Source organism: Arthrobacter sp. V1I7, from assembly GCF_030817015.1.
In the GTDB taxonomy this organism is placed as follows: domain Bacteria; phylum Actinomycetota; class Actinomycetes; order Actinomycetales; family Micrococcaceae; genus Arthrobacter.
This window is the reverse complement of record NZ_JAUSYS010000001.1, coordinates 4,354,233-4,377,046: the sequence shown is the minus strand read 5'-3', so window position 1 is coordinate 4,377,046 and position 22,814 is coordinate 4,354,233. Positions and strand designations below refer to the sequence as shown.

Below are 22,814 nucleotides of genomic sequence, written 5' to 3'. Positions count from 1 at the left end.
AGGAACTAATAGGGACATTTCAGGACCGAAGGACCCACAGCAGCATGAAACGCGGAACTAGCAGCGGAGGCAAAGGGCAAGTGCCGGGCATGCTGCGGGGGATCCTCCCGATGCTGTTCCTCACCCTTCTGGTGCTGGCGCTCGCCGTTCCCGCAGGCCTGGCCATGGCGCCCGCCTTCATCGACCCGAACGGATCCAACGCCGCCCCGACCGTCCCGCCGTGGCAGCAGCTTCCCACCACGCTGGCCGCCGGAAGCGGCAACGCGGCCGGGATCCAACCGCTCAGCGATGCCGCGCCCGTCCCGGAACCCGGTGCCCTCACGGCCCAGCTGAACGAAACCCTGAAGCCGGACGGTGCAGGGACCTTCACCGGGGTGGTGCAGGACGCCGCGACCGGAAAGCTGCTCTTTGACCGCGCCGGGGATGAGGCCAGGGTTCCGGCTTCCAACATGAAGCTGCTGACGGCCGCCGCAGCGCTCCGGACCCTCGGCGCGGACCGGAGGTTCAGCACCCGGGTCCTGGCCGGCTCCGCTCCCGGGACGGTGGTTCTCTCCGGCGGGGGAGACGTCCTTCTCGGCGCGGGCGAATCCGCTCCGAACGCCGTCCTGGGCCATGCCGGACTCGCCACGCTCGCGCAGTCGACCGTCCGGGCACTCCAGAAGGACGGCGTCTCCGGAACCGTGACCATATTGCTGGACGATTCCCTCTTCAGCGGCGCCTCGCTCAACCCCGCGTGGAGCTTGCAGGACGTTGCAGCGGGCGAAATGGCGCCGCTGTTCCCGCTGGCCCTGAACTCGGCCCGGTTCGACCCCGCCAAAACCACTGGGCCACGCCCACAGGACGCCGCCATGCACGCAGCCGAGGCTTTCTCGGCGCAGCTCTCGGCGGCGGGAGCGCCGGCCGGGCTCACAATGGCGCCCGGCGTCGCCCGGAGTCCCGGCGCAACGGACGGAGCTGCGCCGGACCCCAGGGTCCTGGCCGAGGTCGAGTCGGCCACTGTCGGCCAGCAGGTGGACCTGCTGTTGCGGACCTCGGACAACTACCTCACCGAGGTGGTCGGCAGGATGACTGCCCTCGCCGGCGGCAAGCCCGCGAGCAACGACGGCGCCGTCGCAGCCGTGCTCGAGCAGCTTGAGGAGTTGGGCGTCGCCACGGCCACGCTCCGCGCCGCCGACGTGTCCGGCCTGGCGCTCGCCAACCAGGTCTCCGCCCGCCAGCTGGCGGAAGTCGTCCGTGCCATCACGTCCGGAACGGATACCCGGCTCCGGGCCGCCCTGTCCGGGTTCCCCGTCGCGGGACTTACCGGCACACTCGGGGACCGCTATCTGGACCCCGCGACGGCGCGGGGGGCAGGCCTGGTCCGCGCCAAAACCGGCACCCTGAACACGGTCACCGCCCTGAGCGGTTATGTGGTCGACTCCGACGGCCGACTCCTCGTGTTCTCGTTCATCGGCAACGGCCTCACCCCGGGAGCCGCGAACAAGACGGTACTGGACCGCACCGCCGCCGTGCTCGCCGGTTGCGGGTGCCGCTGAAAGGACGCGCCGTTTCGACGGTTCCCCGCCCTCGATGCTTCGCACGTCGGTTCGGCAGGGAACTGTCGAGCTGGCGGGAATCGTCCGCCCCCAGCCCGACGAGCGCCCGGCCGCCCCGTTCGCCACCCGACGAGTGCCCGGCCGCCCCGTTCGCCGCCGACGAATGCCCGGCCGCCCCGTTCGCCGCCCGACGAATTTAAGGCGGACAGCCGGATGCCTGTGATCTGATGGACCTTATGGAGTCCTCTGCGCGCGAGACATCTGCCCAAGCCCTGATCAACTGGGAGCTTGCCGCTTCCACCGCGGCGCGGCTCACGCCCCCGGGTCCCACGCTGGGACCGGCCGAAATTGGTGCCGCGGTAGACAGCCTGCGCCTGATGGCCGACATTTCGGTCCCGCACGTCCATCACATCACCGGCCTCGAAGCGGCCAGGGACCTGCGGGACTCCTCGGTCCTCGTCGTGGACCGGGCCTCCTGGGCCAAGGCCAACACCCAGAGTTTCGCCGTCATGCTCCAGCCCGCCATGGAAAAACTGCTTGAGGGCCGCCGCGGCACGCTGAACCCCGGGGCGGCCAGCATCAGCGGCGCCATCACTGGCAGCCAGCTCGGCGCCATCCTGGCCTTCCTCTCCAGCAAGGTCCTTGGCCAGTACGACCCGTTCTCCGCCCTCGCCGAAAACTCCGCCGCCCCGCCCGCGGGACGGCTCCTGCTCGTGGCGCCGAACATCATCTCGGTGGAACGTGAGCTCAATGTCGTACCCGAGGACTTCCGGCTCTGGGTCTGCCTCCACGAACAGACCCATCGGGTGCAGTTCGCCGCGGCACCGTGGCTGCGCCACCACATGCTGGACGAGATCGAGGACCTCAGCGGCCAGCTGCTCGGCAACGTCGATTCCCTGATGGAGCGCGCCTCGGCCGCAGCGAAATCGCTGAGGGACCGCTCCGCGGCCGGCACCAGCCCCAGCCGCGGCGCCATCCTGGACCTGCTGCAGAACCCGGAGGAAAAGGCCGCGCTCTCCCGGCTCACGGCGCTGATGAGCCTGCTCGAGGGCCACGCGAACGTGGTGATGGACGAGGTTGACGCCAGCATTGTCCCGTCCGTGAAGACCATCCGGCAGCGCTTCAATGCCCGGGACAAGGACCGCGGCGTGATCGAGAAATTCATCCGCAGCCTCCTTGGCCTCGATGCCAAGATGCGCCAATACAGCGACGGTGCGAAGTTCGTCCGGGAAGTGGTGGCCGTGGCGGGGATGGAAGGCTTCAACAAGGTCTGGGACTCCGCCGAGCACCTGCCCACCGAGCCGGAAATCCACGACTCGAAACTCTGGCTGGAACGGATGGGGCTCTAGTTAACGTGCCCGCCAGCGATCGGTCCACGGCAGCGCCGGCCCGTCCGGCCGCCGACGCTCCCGCGCCACGCGCTGATGCTCCCGCGCCGGCCGCGCCGAACACTGCGGCACCCAGCGGACGACGCCGGCCCGGACGCCTGGCCCCCGTCGTCGGCACCGCGCGGAAAATGCTGCAGGACGCCTTGGCCGACGCCGGCTACCCGAAACGCGTCCTGGTTGCCTGCAGCGGCGGGCCCGACTCGCTGGCCCTCGCCGCCGTCGCCGGGTATTTCGCCCGCCGCGGGCACGTCGCCGGACACCCGGTCGCTGTCGGCGCGGTCGTCGTTGACCACCAGCTGCTGCCCGGCTCCGCCGGGATCGCCGCCGCTACGGCCGCCACCCTGGGCGAGCTGGGAATCGCACCGGTCCAGATCCGGGCCGTTGACGTCGCGGCCACCGGCATGGGCCCGGAAGCGGCGGCCCGGGAGGCCCGGCATGCGGCGCTCGAAGCCGCAGCCGACGAGCTCGGCGCCGGCGTGATCCTGCTGGGCCACACCCTCGACGACCAGGCCGAGCAGGTCCTGCTGGGACTCGCGCGCGGCTCCGGCACACGCTCCCTGGCCGGAATGCGGCCCGGCCGCGGGCGCCTGCTGCGACCCTTCCTGGGCCTCCGTCGAGCCGACACCCTGGAGATCTGCGCCGTCGAGGGCCTGGATCCCTGGCACGATCCGAGCAACGCCGACCCCGCCTTCGCCCGGTCGCGGACCCGGGTTGAGGTGCTGCCCCTGCTTGAGGAGAAGCTTGGCCCCGGCGTCGCGGAATCACTGGCGCGGACCGCGGCCATCCTGCAGCTCGATGCCGACTACCTTGAGGACGTGGCGAACGACACCTTCGCCCGGCTGCAGGAGCGCTCCGGGGCCGAAATCAGCCTGCCGGAGGCGTCCCTGCGTGAGCTGGCCCCGGCCGTGAGGTTCCGGGTGATCGCCAAGGCCGCCGCCGCCGTCGGGGGCCAGCAGCCGAGCTACCAGCGACTGCTGGCCGCGGAAGCACTGCTGCGCCGGCAGGGATCGGCAGGCCCGGTGGAGTTGCCGGGCGGGGTCAGCGTCTACCGCCTGTCCCTCGCCGAGCTGCTCGCCGGAGGCAAGTCCGCTCCTGCCGAGGTTCCCCGGGAAGGCGCCCGCTGTGGGAAGCTTGTATTCCGGCCTCAAAAACCGCCCCAAATATAGTCGCCCCCGCATCTACACAGGAGTCATTGGTGGATTCAAACGACGTCCAGGCAGACCTCAAGCACGTTCTGTACTCCAAGGAGCAGATCCAGTCACGGATCACCGAACTCGCCGCCCAGATCGACAAAGACTACGAAGGCCGCGATCTGCTGATCGTCGGTGTGCTCAAGGGTGCCGTCATGGTCATGGCCGACCTGGCCCGTGCCCTTCACAGCCACGTCTCGATGGACTGGATGGCCGTCTCCTCCTACGGCTCCGGCACGCAGTCCTCCGGCGTCGTGCGCATCCTCAAGGACCTCGACACCGACCTGATGGGCAAGGACGTCCTGATCGTCGAGGACATCATCGACTCCGGCCTCACGCTGTCCTGGCTCAAGACCAACCTGGAATCACGCGGCACGGCCTCGGTGGAAATCTGCACCGCGTTCCGCAAGCCCACGGCAGCCAAGGTCAAGATCGACGTCAAGTACGTCGGCTACGACATCCCCAACGAGTTCGTGGTCGGCTACGGCCTGGACTACGCCGAGAAGTACCGCAACCTGGACTTCGTCGGAACCCTCGCACCGCACGTCTACGAGTAGGAAGCTCCCGCGGCTGCCTGACGCTGGGCCTCTCGCCGGCCCTTCGCCGGCCCTTCGCCGGCCCTTCGCCGGGACGTTCCGGCGCCGGCCGCGCCGCATCCTGCAGCGCGCCCGCCCGGCCCACAGGGCGGTGCCCGCTACGCCCACAGGGAACTTTTGGTCTCCACCGTGCGTGAGCAACGGGGACGGTGTATAGCTAGAAACTGACGCAGTACCCCACGCGCGCAGATCGGTCGCCGTGCAGCACTACCAGGAGGGACGGGGCCAGCCCCGAACAGATGAAAGCTAAGAGTTTCTTCAAGGGCCCGGGCATCTGGATCGTCGTTGTTATCGGCATGCTCCTGCTGGCCTTTGCCACCCTCGCCCCCGGCGGTTCCGCCCGGATCGACACGGACAGGGGCCTCGCGCTGCTGAGCGACGGCGGCAACATCGAACAGGCCAAGATCTTCGACGCGGAGAACCGTGTCGACCTGGTCTTGAAGGACAACCTGCAGGTCGACGGCCAGGACAAGGGCAAGAACGTCCAGTTCTACTACGTCAACGCCCGTGCGGTCGACGTCGTCAAGGCAGTCACCGATGCCAAGCCGCCGAGCGGCTTCACCGACCAGCCGCTCGAAAACAACTGGTTCTCGGGGCTGTTCTCGCTCCTGATTCCGGTGCTGCTGCTCGGCGTTCTCTTCTGGTTCCTGCTCTCGCGCATGCAGGGCGGCGGTTCCAAGGTCATGCAGTTCGGCAAGTCCAAGGCCAAGCTGGTCAACAAGGACATGCCGCAGGTCACCTTCAGCGACGTTGCCGGCTCCGACGAGGCCGTCGAAGAGCTCGAAGAAATCAAGGAATTCCTCGCGGAGCCGGCCAAGTTCCAGGCCGTCGGCGCCAAGATCCCCAAGGGTGTGCTCCTCTACGGCCCGCCAGGTACCGGCAAGACCCTCCTGGCCCGCGCCGTCGCCGGCGAGGCCGGCGTGCCGTTCTTCTCGATCTCCGGCTCGGACTTTGTTGAAATGTTCGTCGGCGTGGGCGCCTCCCGTGTCCGCGACCTGTTCGAGCAGGCCAAGGCCAACGCGCCGGCCATCATCTTCGTGGACGAAATCGACGCCGTCGGCCGTCACCGCGGCGCCGGCATCGGCGGCGGCAACGACGAGCGCGAGCAGACCCTCAACCAGCTGCTGGTGGAAATGGACGGCTTCGACGTCAAGACGAACGTCATCCTGATCGCCGCCACCAACCGCCCCGACGTGCTCGACCCGGCCCTGCTGCGCCCGGGCCGCTTCGACCGCCAGATTGGCGTCGAGGCCCCCGACCTGATCGGCCGCGAGCAGATCCTGAAGGTCCACGCGAAGGGCAAGCCGATGGCGTCCGGCGTCGACCTGAAAGCCGTGGCGAAGAAGACGCCCGGATACACCGGCGCAGACCTGGCCAATGTGCTCAACGAGGCCGCGCTGCTGACCGCCCGCTCCAACGCCAACCTGGTTGACGACCGCGCCCTGGACGAGGCGATCGACCGCGTCATGGCCGGCCCGCAGAAGCGCAGCCGCGTCATGAAGGAACACGAACGCAAGGTCACCGCCTACCACGAGGGCGGCCACGCCCTGGTCGCAGCGGCGCTGCGCAACTCGGCGCCGGTCACCAAGATCACCATCCTGCCCCGCGGCCGCGCCCTGGGCTACACGATGGTGGTGCCGGAGAACGACAAGTACTCCGTGACGCGCAACGAACTCCTCGACCAGATGGCCTACGCCATGGGCGGCCGCGTGGCGGAGGAACTCGTCTTCCATGACCCCTCCACGGGTGCGTCCAACGACATCGAGAAGGCCACCGGCATCGCCCGCAAGATGGTCACCGAGTTCGGCATGAGCGAACGCGTCGGCGCCGTGCGCCTCGGCCAGGGCGGCGGCGAGCCCTTCCTGGGCCGCGACGCCGGCCACGAGCGCAATTACTCGGACCAGATCGCCTACATTGTCGACGAGGAAGTCCGCCGCCTGATCGACGGGGCGCACGACGAGGCCTACGCCATCCTCACCGAAAACCGGGACGTGCTGGATGAACTGGCCTTGGAGCTGCTGGAACGCGAAACGCTGAACCAGGCCGAAATCGCGCAGGTCTTCACCAATATCCGCAGGAGCGACTTCCGCGAGGTCTGGCTGTCCAAGGAGACCCGCCCGATCCAGGAGACCGGCCCGGTGGAGTCCCGCCGCGAAAAAGCCGAGCGCGAAGCACAGGAAGAAGCCAAGGAGGCCCGGCTCGAGGAACCGCTCGACGCCATGCCCCCGCACGCCCAGGGTGTCGTCTCCGGACAGGAGCCTTTCCAGGGCGGTGGAACGGATCTCGGGCCCAATGGCCATCCCGGCTAAGCTTCTTCTGTGACTTCTTTCATCAAAGACGACGACGATGCTCCCGCCACCGCCGATTCGACGGCGGGAGCATCCGTCAAACACGCCGGCCACAAAGTGGACCGTCCCCGGATCGAGGCGGCAGTGCGGGAGATCCTGCTGGCCATCGGTGAGGACCCGGACCGCAGCGGCCTCCTGGACACCCCGAAGCGGGTAGCCAAGGCGTACAACGAGATGTTTGCGGGGCTGCACCACGATCCCGCGGAGATCCTGGCCACGACCTTCGACCTCGATCATGAGGAACTTGTCCTGGTCAAGGACATCCCGTTCTACTCGACCTGCGAGCACCACCTGGTGCCGTTCCACGGGGTGGCGCATGTCGGCTACATCCCATCGCACGACGGCAAGGTCACGGGCCTGAGCAAGCTGGCCCGGCTGGTGGACATATTCGCACGCCGCCCCCAGGTGCAGGAACGGCTGACAACCCAGATCGTCGAAGCGCTCGTCACCCACCTCAAACCCCGCGGCGCGATCGTCGTCATCGAATGCGAACACCTCTGCATGTCCATGCGCGGCATTCGCAAGCCCGGCGCCAAGACCGTCACCAGCGCGGTACGCGGGCAACTGCATGACCCGGCCACCCGTGCCGAAGCCATGAGCCTCATCCTCGGAAGGTAAGAACAGACTATGGACTCCCTAGCGGCAGCCCCCGGCACCGGCCCGGCAACCTCGCCCCTGCCCGTGCTGCGCAACCCGCGCCGGGCGGCTACCTTCAAGGACCTGCCCTCGGACCGGACTCTCGTGATGGGGATCCTGAACGTCACCCCGGACTCTTTCAGCGACGGGGGACAGCACGCGTCAACAGACGTCGCCGTCGCCGCGGGGCTCCGGATGTTCTACGCCGGCGCTGACATCATCGACGTCGGCGGCGAATCCACGCGCCCCGGCGCCGTCGAGGTCGGCGTTGAGGAGGAACTCAAGCGGGTGCTGCCGGTCATCGCGGCCCTGGTCAAAGCCGGTGCCCTTGTCAGCATCGACACGACCCACGCCGCCACCGCGGCTGCGGCGCTGGACGCGGGTGCCACCATCATCAACGACGTCTCCGGGCTGACCCTCGAACCGGAAATGGCGGAACTCGTGGCCCGGAGCAAGGCGCCCTACGTCCTGACCCACCGTCGTGGCAACGCCAACACCATGGACTCTCTGGCCGAGTACGGGAATGTGGCGGAAGAGGTGGTGGCCGAACTGGCCGGCCTGCGCGACAAGCTCTACGCCGCCGGCGTCGCCCCGGAGCAGATCATTCTTGACCCGGGCCTGGGCTTCTCGAAGAATGAGGAGCAGAACTGGGAAGTGCTCCGAAACCTCGACGCCCTGCAGGGCATGGGTCACAAGGTCCTCGTGGCGGCCTCCCGCAAGCGGTTCCTCGGCAGCCTGCTGACGGTCGCCGGAAAGGCCGCGCCGCCGGCCGAGCGCGACTCAGCGACCGCCGCCGTGACCGCCATCAGCGCCTCCCGCGGCGCCTGGGCGGTCCGCGTGCACGACGTCGGCCCCAGCCTGGACGCCGTCAAGGTCGCGGCCCGCATGATGCCGGCCCCGGCCGGCAAAAACTGATCCGGCCAGTGACCATGGACCAGATCACGCTGAGCGGCGTCACCGCCGTCGGCCATCACGGGGTGTTTGATTTCGAACGCCGCGACGGCCAGCCGTTCGTCGTAGATGCCGTGCTGCACCTTGACGTCAGCAAGGCAGCCGCCTCCGATGACGTCCTGGACACCGCCCACTACGGGGAGGTCGCGGACTGCATCCGGGGCTGGATCACCGGGGACCCGCTGAACCTGATCGAGGCCCTGGCGGTGCGGATCGCCGACGACGTGCTGCGCAGGTTCGATGTCGCCGCGGTGGACATCACCGTGCACAAGCCGAAGGCCCCCATCGAGGTGGATTTCGGCGACGTGTCGGTCAGCGTTCACCGGGAGCAGCCATGAGTCAGCCGTACACCCGTGCCGTCATAGCGCTGGGGAGCAATCTGGGGGAGCGCAATGACACGCTCTCGTCCGCCGTCGCTGATCTTGTCGACCCGCCGGAGGTCCGCCTCCTGGCCATCTCGCCGATCTTCCAGACGAAGCCCGTGGGCGGCCCGCCGGGCCAGCCGGACTTCCTTAACATGGTGATCGCGGTGGAAACCACTTTGCTGCCGCTGGACCTGCTCCGGCACTGCCACGCGGTCGAACAAAAGCACCTGCGGGCGCGGAACGTACGCTGGGGCCCGCGGACCCTCGACGTGGACATCATCACCTACGGCGACCTGGTCAGCTCCGATCCCGAACTGACCCTGCCCCACCCGCGCGCCGCGGAGCGGGCGTTCGTGCTCTACCCCTGGTCGCTGATCGACCCGGCCGCGGAGCTGAACGGCGAACGGGTGGGCGGGCTGGCAGCGAAGGCGCCGGACTTCGCCGACCTCACTCCCTTTGACGGTTTCGAAGACGTGCACGGTGTCGCCGGAGGGGTGGAGCGGACGTGAAGCCGATCAACCCGTGGCTCCTCCTCGTCATCGGCGTCGGTGTTGCCCTTGCCGGCTATTTCGCCACCTTGCTGACCACCCGCTACGGGCTCTCCACACCGGTGCTGCCGCTGACCGGGCTCGTGACCATGGGCGTGATCGTGGTCCTGACCCTCGTGCTGGGCATCCGCGTGCTGCGCTGGCGCAACGGCAAGAAAAAGAAGATGCTCAACCCGATCCTGGCCGCCTGGACCCTGCTCCTCGCCCAAGCCTGCGCGTACACGGGTAGCGTCCTGCTGGGCTGGCACGCCGGGATCTTCCTGGACCAGCTGCGGCTCTGGAACCTGCGCAGCACCCAGGGCCTCACCTGGCAGGCCCTGGCCATGGCCGGCGGCGGTCTGATCATGGTGTTGGTGGGCCTGGTGGTGGAGCGTTTCTGCCGGATCCCGCCGGAGGACGGCGACGCCGAGGGCAGCCAGGGAGTGCAGGAAAAGCGCGGCAAACCGAAGGCGGAGGGTGAGTATGCCTACCGAGGCGATTGACCCTCCCGGCGTCACCTGGCTCCGGGTTTCTCCCAAGTACATTACGGTCCGGATTGCGGGCTGGGCCCTCGGGAACCTGCTCGTGCTGACGGTCCTGTCCCTGCCGCTGGTCCTCGTCCTCGGCGGCTGGTGGACGGGCTTGCCGCTGTGGCTTGCCGCCGCCTTGCCGGCCGTGGTGGGGCTCCTGGCGCTTTGGCGGCTGCTGCTCATTCCGCGGCAGGTCCGCGCGATCGGCTACGCCGAACGCGAGGACGATTTGCTGATCCGCAGCGGCATTTTCTTCCAACGCGTCCTCGTGGTGCCCTACGGGCGCATGCAGTATGTGGACATCGGGGCCGGGCCGGTGGAACGCGGCCTCGGCCTGTGCACGCTGAAGCTGCACACCGCCTCCGCCGGAACCAATGCCGAGATCCCCGGCCTGCCGGCCGCCGAAGGGGCCCGGCTCCGCGAGCAGCTCTCCGCGCGCGGGGAAGCCCGGCTGGCCGGGCTGTGACGGAAACTTCGTGAAACCGGACGGTACCGGCACAGCCCCCGAAGCGACCACCGGTCCCGCGCCGGCCGGGACGGACGGCGGCTGGCAGCGCGTGCACCCGGCCTCGCCGTTTGTCCGCGGCTGGGTGGCGCTGGCCGCCATCGGGTTCTTCTTCGGCCGGGACACCTTCGAACGGATGCTCCAGGGCGGTCCCCTGCTCGATGAGCAGGTCGCGGGCCGGGCGCCGTGGCTGCTGCTCGGCGGGGGCACGGTCCTGCTGCTGACCGTGGCCGGCTTCATCCTGAGCTGGTACTTCACGCGTTACCAGGTGGCCGAAGGCTATGTCCGGGTCAACACCGGGTTCCTCTTCAAACAGCAGCGGCAGGCCAGGCTGGACCGGGTCCAGGCGATCGACATCGTGCAGCCGCTGCTGGCGCGGATCTTCGGACTGGCAGAACTCAGGTTCGAGGTGGCAGACGCCGGGGAGTCCGCGGTAAGGCTCGCGTATCTGCGGATGGACGAGGCACGGCAGCTCAGGGCAACGATCCTTGCCCGCGCCGCCGGGGTAGCGCCGGATCCGGAGCGCCCCGAGGCCGCCGCGGCGGAGGCTCCCGAACATGCGGTGCTGACCGTACCGCCCTCGCGGCTCGTCGGTTCGCTGCTGCTGAGCGAACAAAGCGTCTTCATCGTGCTCGGCGCCACGGCGGCCGTGGCGCTTTCGGCCGTGACGGATAACCGCAGCTTCTACCTCTATCTGATCCCGGCCGCGCTGGGGTTCGTGGCCGCGTACTGGAGTTCGTTCAGCAAGGGCTACAACTTCACTGCCGCCATTTCCCCGGACGGCATCCGGCTGCGTTACGGGCTGCTGGACACCCAGGCGCAGACCCTGCCGCCGGGCCGGATCCAGGCCCTGAGGGTGAGCCAGCCTCCGCTCTGGCGGATCTTCGGCTGGTACCGGATCCAGGTCAACGTCGCCGGCTACGGCGCCGTGGCAGGCAACGGCGAGGGTTCGTCCCGGACCACGCTCCTGCCCGTCGGAACCCTTGGTGAAGTGATCACCATGCTCTCCCTGGTCCTGCCCGACCCCGGGACCCCGGAGCCCGTCCGCGTTTTTACGGCCGGTCTCCACGGCCTCGCCGACGTCTCCGGTGCCGGCGGGGAGCCTGGGACGGCGAACGACGGCGGCTTCGTCACCACGCCGCGCCGCGCGCGGCTGCTGGCGCCGCTGGGCTGGCGGCGCAACGGCTTTACCGCCACGGGCACGGCGCTGCTGATCCGCTCCGGACGGTGGTGGCGGCAGTTCGTGGTGGTCCCGCACCAGCGCACGCAATCGATGGCGCTGCAGCAGGGTCCGCTGGCCCGGCGGTTCGGTGTGGTGGACCTCGTCCTGCACACCACGGCCGGTCCCGTGTCCCCCAAAGCTATCCAGGCGGGGCTCGCGGAAGGGAAGGCGCTGCTCGACGCGCAGGCCGCCCGGGCCCGGGCCGCACGGAAACGCCAGACCAGCGAGCACTGGCTGGACCAGGTGACACCGCTCGTGCTTGGCCCCGGCTCGACGGCTGGGCCCGCGCCAGCGGAAACCGCCCGCACCGAAGAACGCAGCACCGAAGAACCCCGCACCGAAGAATCCAGCACCGAAGAACCCCGTACCGAAGAATCCAGCCAGAAGGAAGGCCCTCAGCATGGCTAGGCCAGGACGCCTCGGCGTCGGAATCATTGGCGCAGGCAAGGTCGGTGCCGTCCTGGGTGCCGCGCTGCGCGGCGCTGAGCACGCCGTCATCGGCGTGTCCGCGGTCTCGGACGCCAGCCGGGAACGCGCCGAAACCCTGCTTCCCGGCGTCCCGGTGCTGGACATCCCGGACATTGTCGAGCGTGCCGAGCTTGTCCTGCTGGCGGTCCCCGACGACGCGCTCGCCGCGCTGGTTGAGGGGCTGGCGAAACTCGGTGCCTGGCAACCCGGACAGCTCGTGGCGCACACTTCGGGCCGTTTCGGCGTCGGCATCCTGCACCCTGTCCGCGCTGCCGGAGCCGTGCCGCTGGCGCTGCATCCCGCGATGACCTTTACGGGCATGAGCCTTGACCTCACGAGGCTGCTCGACTGCACGTTCGGGGTCACCGCCGACACCGCCATGCTGCCCATCGCACAGGCCCTCGTCGTCGAGATGGGCGCCGAGCCGGTCGCCATTGCCGAAGCCGACCGCACGCTCTACCACGCAGCCCTCGCGCACGGTTCCAACCATCTCGTCACACTCGTGGCTCAGGCCTCCCAACTCCTCCGGGAAGTCGGCGTCGAGTCCCCGGAGCGCATGCTGGGCCCGCTGCTGCGAGCGACGCTGGAGAACGCCCTGGCCTCGGGCGAAACGGCGCTGACCGGTCCGGTGGCCCGCGGCGATGTGGGCACTGTGGCGGCGCATGCCGAAGCCCTCCGGGAGCAGGACTCCGATTCCGGCGGCGATATTCTGGAGGCGTACCTGGCCATGGCACGGGCAACGGCCCGGCGGGCCGGGAACCGGGGCATGCTTAAACCGGACCAGCTCGAGGGCATCGGCCGTGCCCTCGAGGGCCCGGACCAGAACGGCCCGCAATCCTAAGGAAGGACCTGGTTTGGCGATCCAACTGGTGACGACGGCCGCGCAGCTCCGGACCGAAAGCGCCCGCCTGCTGGCACGGAAAAACGGCAGCTCGCAGGGCCTGGTGCCGACCATGGGCGCCCTGCACGAGGGACATGCCCAGCTGGCGCGCACCGCCGTCGGGCAGAACGATGTGGTGGTGGCCAGCATCTTCGTCAACCCGCTCCAATTCGGCGAAGCCGTTGACCTGGAACGGTATCCGCGGACGCTGGAAGCGGACCTGGCCCTCCTCGACGCCGAGGGCGTGGATCTCGTCTTCGCGCCGGGGGTCGAAGAGGTCTACCCCGACGGGGAGCCGATGGTGCGGGTCACCGCGGGCCCGCTGGCCGGGAAATGGGAGGGGGCCTCGCGGCCGGGACACTTCGACGGTGCCCTCACTGTCGTGGCCAAGCTGCTGCATTACGGAATGCCCGGCGCGTGCTCGGGCGGGGCCCTGCCGGCGTACCGGGCGTATTTCGGCCAGAAGGACGCCCAGCAGTTGGCCCTCGTCCGACGCATGGTGGCAGACCTGAACTTCCCGGTCGAGATCGTTCCGGTTCCGACCGTTCGGTCCGCGGACGGGCTTGCGCTGTCCAGCCGCAACCGCTTCCTCTCGGCCGAGGAGAGCGAGGCCGCCCTCGTGCTGTCCCGGGCACTCCGGCTGGTGGAGGACCGCGCCAACGCCCACGAGCCGCTGGATCTGGAGTCCGCGCAGGCGCTGGTGGAGTCGCAGCCGCTCGTGCAGCTGGATTATTTCGAGGTCGTTGATCCGCTCACCCTCGAGCCGTTGGCGGAGAACTGCAAGGACACGCCCTTCCGCGGCCAGGGACTGGCCCTTATCGCGGCCAGAGTGGGCCCGGTCCGCCTGATCGACAACGTTCCGCTGGACTCGTGATCCCGCCGGAACGGAAAAGATTGTCCCGCCGGGAATTACTCCACGGAATCGCCGGTTAGCAAAAACAGCATCGGCAACGCCCGCCGGACCCACCAACTCTTCCTAAGGGAAACCCATGCCAACAGACGTCTCTTCAAAAGCCCCACGCGAACCGGCGCAGACCGCCCAGACACAGGCCGGCAGGGCGGCGCCGGCAGGCAAGATGTCCCGGGAATCCGTCACCATCATCGTCACGTTGCTGGTGGCCACGTTCGTGGTCATCCTCAACGAAACCATCATGAACGTCGCCCTGCAGCGGCTGATGGTGGATCTGCGGGTGGACGCTCCCACCGTGCAGTGGCTCTCCACCGGTTTCATGCTCACCATGGCCGTGGTGATTCCAACAACCGGATTCATCCTGCAGCGGCTGTCCACCAGGGCCGTCTTTCTGCTCGCCATGGGCCTGTTCTCCGGCGGCACGCTGCTCGCGGCCGTGGCCCCGGGCTTTGAAATCCTGCTGCTCGCCCGGATTGTCCAAGCCGGCGGCACGGCCATCATGCTCCCACTCCTGATGACCACGATCCTCACCCTGGTTCCGGTGGCCCGCCGGGGCGCCGTGATGGGCAACGTCAGCATCGCCATCTCGGTGGCGCCGGCGATGGGCCCCACGGTATCCGGCGCGATCCTTGAGCACTTCTCCTGGCGCTTCATGTTCGTCTTCGTCCTGCCGATTGCCCTTGCCGCCCTCGCCATCGGTGCCCGCTTCCTGACCAACATCGGCGAAACGCAGAAGACCCGGCTGGACGCCTTGTCCGTCGTGCTGACGGTTCCCGCCTTTGGCGGCCTGGTGTATGGCCTCAGCCAGATCGGCGGAGGCCAGGGCGGTCCCGGCTCGACGGCCGTGATTGCACTGGCCGTGGGAGCGGCAGCCATGGCCGCCTTCGTTTTCCGGCAGCTGCGCCTGCAGAAGTCCTCGGCGCCCCTGCTGGACCTGCGCGCCTTCAAGTTCCGCATGTTCACCGTCTCGGTCCTGCTGCTCGTCGTCGCGATGATCGCCCTGTTCGGCGCGGTGATCCTGTTGCCGCTGTACCTGCAGGAAATCCGCGGACTGAAGTCGCTGGAGACAGGCCTGGTGCTGCTCCCGGGCGGACTGGCCATGGGCCTGCTGGGCCCGTTCATCGGCCGCATCTTCGACAAGGTCGGACCGCTGCCCCTGACCGTCACCGGCTCGGCCCTGCTGGTGCTGTCGCTGTTCCAGTTCTCCCTGCTGGACGCAGATACGCCGGTGGGCTGGATCGTCGCGCTGCACGTGGTCCTGAGCCTGGGGCTTGCCCTGCTCTTCACGCCTGCCTTCACCACCGGCCTCAACCCGCTGCCTCCGCATCTCTACTCGCACGGTTCAGCCATCATGAGCACCCTGCAGCAGGTGGCTGGTGCCGCCGGAACCGCCCTGCTGGTTTCCATCTACGCGGTGGTCGCCGCCGGCGCGGGAATGGTCGCCGGAATGCACGCTGCGTTCCTGACAGCAGCGGCGATCGCCCTGGCCGCCGTCGTGCTGTCCGCCCTGATGCGCAAGCCCGCGGCAGCGGAAAACTCAGCAGGGGAGCACCCGGCGCCGCACTAGGAATCAGGCCCTTGGAGTGCACCTTGCCGCTCGAAGTTCCGGCCACAGCCGAAAGCAGAGTCAACGGCGGCCAGACCAGCAAAGCTTCCCCGCCATTCCGAATTTCCAATCACAAGGAACAAAATGGCCGGCACGGCGAAAAGTATCGTGGAGCCGGCCATTTTCGGATGGCTCACGACGGTCACGGCTTAGGAACCGGCGGGGAATTCTGACCGGGGCGGACGATTAGGGTGAGGCGAAGTATTGACCGAGCTGACTGCCCAGCGTCGGAGGAATGGTAATCGTCGTTGCTTACGCACCGGGGCTGGGCTCAGACCGGGCCGTGTTTGTGATTCCTTTTTGGCGATCCTGACATTCCGGTCCCTGCGCTGGACGCAGGAACTCATGCGAACAGAGACCGGGAATTTGGTACTTTACGCCGCCAGCCCAGGAATACCTCTGCCCTATTCGCTGCCGCCCCGGCTTTGGAGTCAAAGGTCCCGGGCGTGCGGCGGCTTTAGCCCGCGAAGAATTCGCTCAGTTCGGTGATGAGCTTGTCCGGTGCCTTGTTGACGCCGTCGTGCCCCATGCCCGGCAGGATCGTGTAACTCGAGCCGGACAGCACATCGTGGATCTGGGCGCAGGCCACGCCGAAGTACGCCGGGCTCTTCTCGCCCACGATGATCAGCGTCTCCAGGGGCAGTTCCAGGAACGGTTCGGCGGGCATGTCCGCGGCGATGATGGCCTTGATCTCGCGGACGCCATTTTGCATCAGCTCGCGCATCTGCTTGCCGAGCGGGGTGCCGGCGCTGAGCTTGTTGGCCAGCGTCAGCATGGACAGCGGCATCCGGGACAGGGCGCTGCCGGTCTCAAGCCCCCTGAGCAGGACGGCCAGGGCGCGGTCGTCGTCGCCGGCTGCTGTCGCCCGCTCATATTCGGGAGTCCAGTCGGCCGTGACACTGTGGTTGACCGAGACGGTGGGGTCATACACGGCCAGGCGTTCCACCGGCAGCGTGCGGGCAGCGTGCAACGCCACCGCCCCGCCGAAGCTGTGCCCGAAGACATCGGTGCTGGAGGTATGCGTCATGATTGCGTCCAGGTCGCGGACGTCCACGTCGAGGGTGTAGTCCTCCGGCTGCGGGGAGGAGGACCCGCGGCCACGCCGGTTGAAGGTGTGGACCGGCCGGCCCAGCGAAGCGCTGAGCTTCTGGGCGAAGCGCGTGTAGTCGGCCGCAGTCACCATCGAGGCCGGCACGACGACGACGCCGGAACCCGCCGCCGCCAGCTCCGCCCCCGTGCTGAATAGCTCGATGGTTCCGCCGTCGGGGGTTCTGATGTTCTCGCGGGTCATGCTCCGAGCCTAGCCGAGGCTGCAGCTACAGCGCAGTAGGGACCCGGACTGCCGGGACGGTCAGCTGCCCAGCCGCCCGCCGGAGGCTTCGAGGTAGCAGGAACCACACAGCGATTCGTACCAGACGTCCTGGCCATCGATCGCGACCTGGTCGCCGTCGAACACCACGTGGTTGCCGACCCGGCGGGTATTGAAGATGGCCTTGCGGCCGCAGCGGCAGATCGTCTTGAGTTCCTCGAGGGTGTGCGCGATCTCCAGGAGCCGGAGCGAGCCGGGGAACGCCCGGGTCCGGAAGTCGGTGCGGATACCGTAGGCGAGCACCGGGACCTCGTCCTGGACGGCGATGCGGAACAGATCGTCCACCTGGCCCGGTTCGAGGAACTGCGCCTCGTCCACGAGCAGGCATGCCACCGGCTGGGTGTCGACATGCTCCAGCAGGGCATCGGGATCGTCCCCGTGGGCGTGGGCCGTGAACAGTTCCCGGACCGAAGCGCCGGCCGGGATCACGAAGTCCACCGGGCGGGTCATGCCCAGGCGGGACACGACGTCGGCGTCGCCCTTGGTGTCGACGTCGGGTTTGGCGAGCAGCACCCGCTGGCCCCGTTCCTCATAGTTGAACGCGGCCTGGAGCAGGCCCGTCGACTTGCCGGAGTTCATAGCGCCGTAGCGGAAGTAGAGCTTGGCCAAGGGGGTCCTTTCGAAAGGGTCGCCCCCCGATTCTAAAGGCGCAGCCGATACCGGTCCGCTCGGGACCCGGGCGGGAGGAAACCCGGTAAACTTGGGGATTGTGACTTCCCAAAACACCCCTGCCCCGAACACCGCCGCCGAGCCCCACGACGCCAGCGAGCAGACGCGCATCCGGATGGAGAAGCGCGCCAGGCTGATCGAACGCGGCATCGAGGCGTATCCGGTGGGTGTCGAGCGCACGCATTCGCTGACCGAAATCCGGGAAAAGTACGCTCACCTGGAGGCGGACGAAACCACCGGCGACACCGTCGGCGTGACCGGCCGGATCGTCTTCGTCCGGAACACCGGCAAGCTGTGCTTCGCGACCCTGCAGGAAGGCGGCGCCGACGGCAAGGCCGTCCGCCTCCAGATCATGCTGAGCCTGGCCAACATCGGCGAGGAGGCGCTCGCGGACTGGAAGTCCCTCGTGGACCTCGGCGACCACGTCTTCATCAAGGGCGAGATCATCTCCTCACGCCGCGGCGAGCTCTCCGTCATGGCCGATTCCTGGTCCATGGCGTCCAAGGCGCTGCGCCCGCTGCCGGTGCTGCACGCCGAACTGAACGAAGAAACCCGCGTCCGCCAGCGCTACGTGGACCTCATCGTCCGCGACGAGGCCCGCGAAATGGTCTACACCCGCGCCGCCGTCACGCGTTCCATCCGCGAGACCCTGCACCGCCAGGGCTACGTCGAGGTGGAAACCCCGATGCTGCAGCTGGTCCACGGCGGCGCCACGGCCCGCCCGTTCGAGACACACATGAACGCCTTCGACCAGAAAATGACGCTGCGCATCGCCACCGAGCTGTACCTCAAGCGCACCGTCGTCGGCGGAATCGACCGCGTGTATGACATGGGCCGCGTGTTCCGCAACGAGGGCGTCGACTCCACCCACAGCCCCGAGTTCACCACGCTGGAGAGCTACGAGGCCTGGGCCGACCAGTTCGTCATGGCGGACCGGATCAAGGAAATCATCCTCGACGCCGCCGACGCCGCCGGCGTGGGCCGCGTGCTGCAGACCGAAGCGGGGGAGATCAACCTCGACGGCGACTGGGCCTGGCTGGCCGTGTACCCGGGGCTCTCGGAAGCCGTGGGCCAGGAGATCACCCCGGACACCCCTGCCTCCGAACTGCTCGCCCTCGCCGCGAAGCACGACGTGAAGGTCGACGCGAACTGGGAGGCGGAGAAGCTCGCTGTGGAGCTCTTCGGCGAGATTGTGGAGCCGACGCTGATGAACCCCACCTTTGTCTACGACTACCCGCCGTCCGCGCAGCCGCTGGCACGCCAGCACCGCGAAGATGGCCGGCTCATCGAAGCCTGGGATCTGATCATCGGCGGCATGGAGCGCGGCACCGCCTTCTCCGAGCTGATCGACCCTGTGATCCAGCGCGAACGGCTCACCGAACAGTCCCGCCGTTCCGCCGCCGGCGACGTGGAGGCCATGCATCTGGACGAGGACTTCCTGCGGGCCCTGGAGTACGGTGCGCCGCCGATGGGCGGGATCGGCCTGGGCATCGACCGGCTGGTGATGCTCTTCACCGGTGCCGGTATTCGCGAAACCATCCTGTTCCCGCTGCTGAAGCCCGAAGGACACTGATCATGGAGTACATCGCCGTCCTGCTGCCCTCCGTCGTGGTCGGCCTGATTTTCTGGTTTGCCATGAAATCGATCTTCAATGCAGACAAATCTGAGCGCCAGGCAGAAGCCCGAGCCAAGGCTGAAGCCCAGGAAAAGGTCCGGCCCGGTAATCCGGGTCACGAGGACGGCCATTCCCCCGGAATCGCCAAATAGGTCCTATTCGCTTCTGTGGATTTCCTTAGGAAAAAACCCTTTCCACTTTGACGCGGCGCCGCAAAACGGAGGATACTTATTGCAGTACCTCCTGCTTTTGCAGTCCTCATCCTTTTGGAAAGAGAGTCTTTATGGCACAGAAAGTAAAAATCATCCTCGTTGATGATGTGGATGGGGGATCCGCGGATGAGACTGTCCGCTTTGGCCTCGACGGCGTCAGTTATGAAATCGATCTGTCGTCGGGTAATGCCGCGGAGTTGCGCTCTGCGGTCGAGCGCTTTGTTTCCCACGCACGCAAGACCTCCAGCGGCCGCGCTACCCGCACGCGGATATCGACCGGCCGCAATCAGGACTCTGCACAGATCCGCCAGTGGGCACGCGACAACGGTTATGCGGTAAACAGCCGAGGCCGTATCCAGGCTGAAATTCAGGAAGCCTACCAAAAGGCAAATTCCTAGCCGAACGCTTGAGCGTTGCCAGTGCCCCTGCCTTCCGGTGGGGGCACTGTTGCGAGTCCGGTCATACCGCCTGCGCCCGCCGCCGCGACGTGCCCGCCGGCGGGCGGAGGTTCAGTGCCGGCCGGATCGTCAGCGCCGGCCGCCTTTGGCCGGCCGCGGGCCTGACTTGGCTCCCTCCGGGGTACCCGAAGGCGGCGCCGACCGCGCTGGCGAAGCGCCCCGGTTTCCCCTGTGGCGAACAAGCCCCAAATCTCGAACCGGGCCACGTAGCATCAAAGTACGTCGTAGCTAGGAGTGTGGCGAAATGTTTGAGCGATTTACGGACCGTGCCCGTCGCGTAGTTGTGCTTGCCCAAGAAGAGGCACGCATGCTGAACCACAATTACATTGGTACCGAACACATCCTCTTGGGTCTGATCCATGAGGGTGAAGGTGTTGCTGCCAAAGCCCTCGAGTCCTTGAGCATTTCGCTCGACGGAGTCCGCGAACAGGTGCAGGAGATCATCGGCCAGGGCCAGCAGGCCCCGTCCGGACACATCCCCTTCACGCCCCGGGCCAAGAAAGTGCTGGAGCTCTCGCTGCGCGAGGCCCTGCAGCTGGGACATAACTACATCGGCACCGAGCACATCCTGCTTGGTCTCATCCGCGAGGGTGAAGGTGTGGCCGCCCAGGTCCTGGTCAAGCTGGGTGCAGACCTGAACCGGGTCCGCCAGCAGGTCATCCAGCTGCTGTCGGGTTACCAGGGCAAGGAAACCACCGGAGCCGGCGTTGGTCCCGGCCAGGCCGAAGGCACGCCCGCCGGTTCCGTCGTCCTGGACCAGTTCGGCCGCAACCTTACGCAGGCTGCGCGCGAGAACAAGCTTGACCCAGTCATCGGGCGCGAGTCGGAAATGGAACGCGTCATGCAGGTCCTTTCCCGCCGTACCAAGAACAACCCGGTGCTGATCGGCGAGCCCGGCGTCGGCAAGACCGCCGTCGTTGAAGGCCTGGCGCAGGCGATCGTCCGCGGCGACGTGCCGGAGACCATCAAGGACAAGCAGCTGTACACCCTGGACCTCGGGTCCCTCGTGGCCGGCTCCCGCTACCGCGGCGACTTCGAAGAGCGCCTGAAGAAGGTCCTCAAGGAGATCCGCACGCGCGGCGACATCATCCTGTTCATCGATGAGATCCACACCCTGGTGGGTGCCGGTGCTGCCGAGGGCGCCATCGACGCGGCTTCGATCCTGAAGCCCATGCTGGCCCGCGGTGAGCTCCAGACCATCGGTGCCACCACGCTGGACGAGTACCGCAAGCACATCGAGAAGGACGCCGCGCTGGAACGCCGTTTCCAGCCCATCCAGGTCAAGGAACCCTCCGTCGCGCACGCGATCGAGATCCTCAAGGGCCTGCGGGACCGGTACGAGGCACACCACCGCGTCACCATCACCGACGGCGCCCTCGCCTCCGCGGCGAGCCTGTCCGAGCGCTACATCTCGGACCGGTTCCTGCCGGACAAGGCGATCGACCTGATCGATGAGGCCGGTGCCCGGTTGCGCATCCGCCGGATGACTGCACCGCCGGAGCTCAAGGTGATGGACGAGCGTATTGCCGCCATGAAGCTGGAGAAGGAATCCGCGATTGACGCGCAGGACTTCGAAGGCGCGGCCTCGTTGCGCGACAAGGAGCAGAAGCTCATTGTCGAGCGTGCCGAGAAGGAACGCCAGTGGAAGACCGGCGGCATGGACGACATCTCCGAAGTTGATGAGGACCTCATCGCTGAGGTGCTGGCGAACTCCACCGGCATCCCGGTCTTCAAGCTGACCGAGGAGGAGTCCTCGCGCCTGCTGAAGATGGAAGACGAGCTGCACAAGCGCGTCGTCGGCCAGGACGAGGCCATCAGGTCCCTGTCCCAGGCGATCCGCCGCACCCGTGCAGGCCTGAAGGACCCGAAGCGTCCGGGCGGTTCGTTCATCTTCGCCGGCCCCACCGGCGTCGGCAAGACCGAACTGGCCAAGGCCCTCGCCGAGTTCCTGTTCGGCGAAGAAGACGCCCTGATCACGCTGGACATGTCCGAGTACTCGGAGAAGCACACCGTCTCGCGGCTCTTCGGTGCCCCTCCGGGCTACGTTGGCTACGAGGAGGGCGGCCAGCTGACCGAGAAGGTCCGCCGTCGTCCGTTCTCCGTGGTCCTGTTTGACGAAGTGGAGAAGGCGCACGCCGATCTCTTCAACTCGCTGCTGCAGATCCTGGAAGACGGCCGCCTGACCGACTCCCAGGGCCGCGTGGTGGACTTCAAGAACACCGTGATCATCATGACCACGAACCTCGGCACCCGGGACATCTCCAAGAGCGTTGCCACCGGCTTCCAGTCCGGCACGGACACGCAGACCGGCTACAACCGGATGCGCGCCCGCGTCACGGAAGAGCTCAAGCAGCACTTCCGGCCCGAGTTCCTGAACCGTGTTGACGACGTTGTGGTCTTCCCGCAGCTGACCCAGGACGAGATCATCGAGATCGTGGACATGTTCGTCGGCCGTTTGGAGAAGCGCCTCAAGGACAAGGACATGGGCATCGAGCTCACGACCGCAGCCAAGGTACTCCTGGCCACCCGCGGCTACGATCCCGCCATGGGTGCCCGGCCGCTGCGCCGGACCATCCAGCGCGAGATCGAGGACCAGCTCTCCGAGAAGATCCTCTTCGGCGAACTGCACGGCGGCGACATCGTAGTGGTGGATGTGGACGGCGAAGGCGACGACGCGAAGTTCACCTTCGCCGGCAACGCCAAGCCGCGCATCCCGGAGATCGCTCCGAGCGTCTAAGCAGTAAATTCCAAAGGCCCCGCTATTCCTGAGAGGGAGTGGCGGGGCCTTTGTGTTTGTAGCTGCCGTTCACGTCATTCGCCACAAACGGCCGCAA

21 protein-coding genes are annotated in these 22,814 nt (G+C 67.6%); 19 read left to right on the top strand and 2 right to left on the bottom strand.

The genetic code is table 11. From position 1 onward, the window contains the following. Nucleotides 1–44 precede the first annotated feature (44 nt). From dacB to QFZ69_RS20105, 15 genes are all read left to right on the top strand, one after another. Complete coding sequence (gene dacB, locus QFZ69_RS20175) at nt 45–1,535, top strand: D-alanyl-D-alanine carboxypeptidase/D-alanyl-D-alanine-endopeptidase (RefSeq protein ID WP_306913934.1); 1,491 nt, start codon at nt 45–47, stop codon at nt 1,533–1,535. A 236-nt stretch (nt 1,536–1,771) separates the two neighbouring features. Further along, nucleotides 1,772–2,884 (top strand): zinc-dependent metalloprotease, encoded by a 1,113-nt coding sequence (locus QFZ69_RS20170; protein WP_306919522.1) that lies wholly within the window; start codon nt 1,772–1,774, stop codon nt 2,882–2,884. 167 nt (nt 2,885–3,051) lie between these two features. Further along, entirely contained in the window at nt 3,052–4,089 is a 1,038-nt protein-coding gene (tilS, locus tag QFZ69_RS20165) for a tRNA lysidine(34) synthetase TilS (protein WP_306919521.1), read from the top strand. A gap of 29 nt (nt 4,090–4,118) precedes the next feature. Then, entirely contained in the window at nt 4,119–4,670 is a 552-nt protein-coding gene (gene hpt / locus QFZ69_RS20160) for a hypoxanthine phosphoribosyltransferase (RefSeq protein WP_306913931.1), read from the top strand. A 278-nt stretch (nt 4,671–4,948) separates the two neighbouring features. Then, a complete protein-coding gene (gene ftsH, locus QFZ69_RS20155) occupies nt 4,949–7,018 on the top strand; it encodes an ATP-dependent zinc metalloprotease FtsH (protein WP_306913930.1) in 2,070 nt (689 codons plus the stop codon). A gap of 9 nt (nt 7,019–7,027) precedes the next feature. Then, nucleotides 7,028–7,675 (top strand): GTP cyclohydrolase I FolE, encoded by a 648-nt coding sequence (gene folE, locus QFZ69_RS20150; protein WP_306913927.1) that lies wholly within the window; start codon nt 7,028–7,030, stop codon nt 7,673–7,675. Between the two features lie 9 nt (nt 7,676–7,684). After that, on the top strand, nt 7,685–8,608 hold the full coding sequence (folP, locus tag QFZ69_RS20145) for a dihydropteroate synthase (protein ID WP_307000378.1): 924 nt from the start codon (nt 7,685–7,687) through the stop codon (nt 8,606–8,608). A gap of 14 nt (nt 8,609–8,622) precedes the next feature. Next, on the top strand, nt 8,623–8,982 hold the full coding sequence (gene folB, locus QFZ69_RS20140) for a dihydroneopterin aldolase (protein WP_306919520.1): 360 nt from the start codon (nt 8,623–8,625) through the stop codon (nt 8,980–8,982). Further along, nucleotides 8,979–9,518, top strand: a complete 540-nt coding sequence (gene folK, locus QFZ69_RS20135; RefSeq protein ID WP_306913925.1) for a 2-amino-4-hydroxy-6-hydroxymethyldihydropteridine diphosphokinase — start codon at nt 8,979–8,981, stop codon at nt 9,516–9,518. Before folB ends, folK begins: the two co-directional genes overlap by 4 nt. Beyond that, nucleotides 9,515–10,039: a DUF3180 domain-containing protein gene (locus QFZ69_RS20130; RefSeq protein WP_306913923.1), complete on the top strand. Its 525-nt coding sequence runs from the start codon at nt 9,515–9,517 to the stop codon at nt 10,037–10,039. Before folK ends, QFZ69_RS20130 begins: the two co-directional genes overlap by 4 nt. Next, nucleotides 10,020–10,532, top strand: a complete 513-nt coding sequence (locus QFZ69_RS20125) for a PH domain-containing protein (RefSeq protein ID WP_306919519.1) — start codon at nt 10,020–10,022, stop codon at nt 10,530–10,532. The genes QFZ69_RS20130 and QFZ69_RS20125 overlap by 20 nt, the downstream gene beginning before the upstream one ends. Nucleotides 10,533–10,542: 10 nt before the next feature. Then, nucleotides 10,543–12,201, top strand: coding sequence for a PH domain-containing protein (locus tag QFZ69_RS20120; RefSeq protein WP_373461740.1), 1,659 nt, complete (start codon nt 10,543–10,545; stop codon nt 12,199–12,201). Next, nucleotides 12,194–13,102 carry a Rossmann-like and DUF2520 domain-containing protein gene (locus QFZ69_RS20115; protein ID WP_306913922.1) on the top strand — a complete coding sequence of 303 codons (909 nt, stop codon included), beginning with the start codon at nt 12,194–12,196 and terminating at the stop codon, nt 13,100–13,102. Before QFZ69_RS20120 ends, QFZ69_RS20115 begins: the two co-directional genes overlap by 8 nt. Before the next feature lie 13 nt (nt 13,103–13,115). Next, nucleotides 13,116–14,015, top strand: coding sequence for a pantoate--beta-alanine ligase (gene panC / locus QFZ69_RS20110; RefSeq protein WP_306913920.1), 900 nt, complete (start codon nt 13,116–13,118; stop codon nt 14,013–14,015). Nucleotides 14,016–14,130: 115 nt separating this feature from the next. Continuing rightward, entirely contained in the window at nt 14,131–15,618 is a 1,488-nt protein-coding gene (locus tag QFZ69_RS20105; RefSeq protein WP_306913918.1) for an MDR family MFS transporter, read from the top strand. A gap of 496 nt (nt 15,619–16,114) precedes the next feature. On the opposite strand, the gene QFZ69_RS20100 is transcribed toward QFZ69_RS20105, so the two are convergent. Continuing rightward, on the bottom strand, nt 16,115–16,948 hold the full coding sequence (locus tag QFZ69_RS20100) for an alpha/beta fold hydrolase (protein WP_306913915.1): 834 nt from the start codon (nt 16,946–16,948) through the stop codon (nt 16,115–16,117). 60 nt (nt 16,949–17,008) lie between these two features. After that, a complete protein-coding gene (locus QFZ69_RS20095; protein ID WP_306913913.1) occupies nt 17,009–17,635 on the bottom strand; it encodes a thymidine kinase in 627 nt (208 codons plus the stop codon). Nucleotides 17,636–17,735: 100 nt separating this feature from the next. Between QFZ69_RS20095 and lysS the strand changes: the two genes are divergently transcribed. From lysS to QFZ69_RS20075, 4 genes are all read left to right on the top strand, one after another. Next, nucleotides 17,736–19,268 (top strand): lysine--tRNA ligase, encoded by a 1,533-nt coding sequence (lysS, locus tag QFZ69_RS20090; protein WP_306913910.1) that lies wholly within the window; start codon nt 17,736–17,738, stop codon nt 19,266–19,268. A 2-nt stretch (nt 19,269–19,270) separates the two neighbouring features. Then, nucleotides 19,271–19,462 (top strand): hypothetical protein, encoded by a 192-nt coding sequence (locus QFZ69_RS20085; RefSeq protein ID WP_307000376.1) that lies wholly within the window; start codon nt 19,271–19,273, stop codon nt 19,460–19,462. Nucleotides 19,463–19,593: 131 nt separating this feature from the next. Then, nucleotides 19,594–19,920 carry an Lsr2 family protein gene (locus QFZ69_RS20080; RefSeq protein WP_306913907.1) on the top strand — a complete coding sequence of 109 codons (327 nt, stop codon included), beginning with the start codon at nt 19,594–19,596 and terminating at the stop codon, nt 19,918–19,920. 304 nt (nt 19,921–20,224) lie between these two features. Continuing rightward, nucleotides 20,225–22,717, top strand: a complete 2,493-nt coding sequence (locus QFZ69_RS20075; RefSeq protein WP_306913905.1) for an ATP-dependent Clp protease ATP-binding subunit — start codon at nt 20,225–20,227, stop codon at nt 22,715–22,717. Nucleotides 22,718–22,814: the final 97 nt, after the last annotated feature.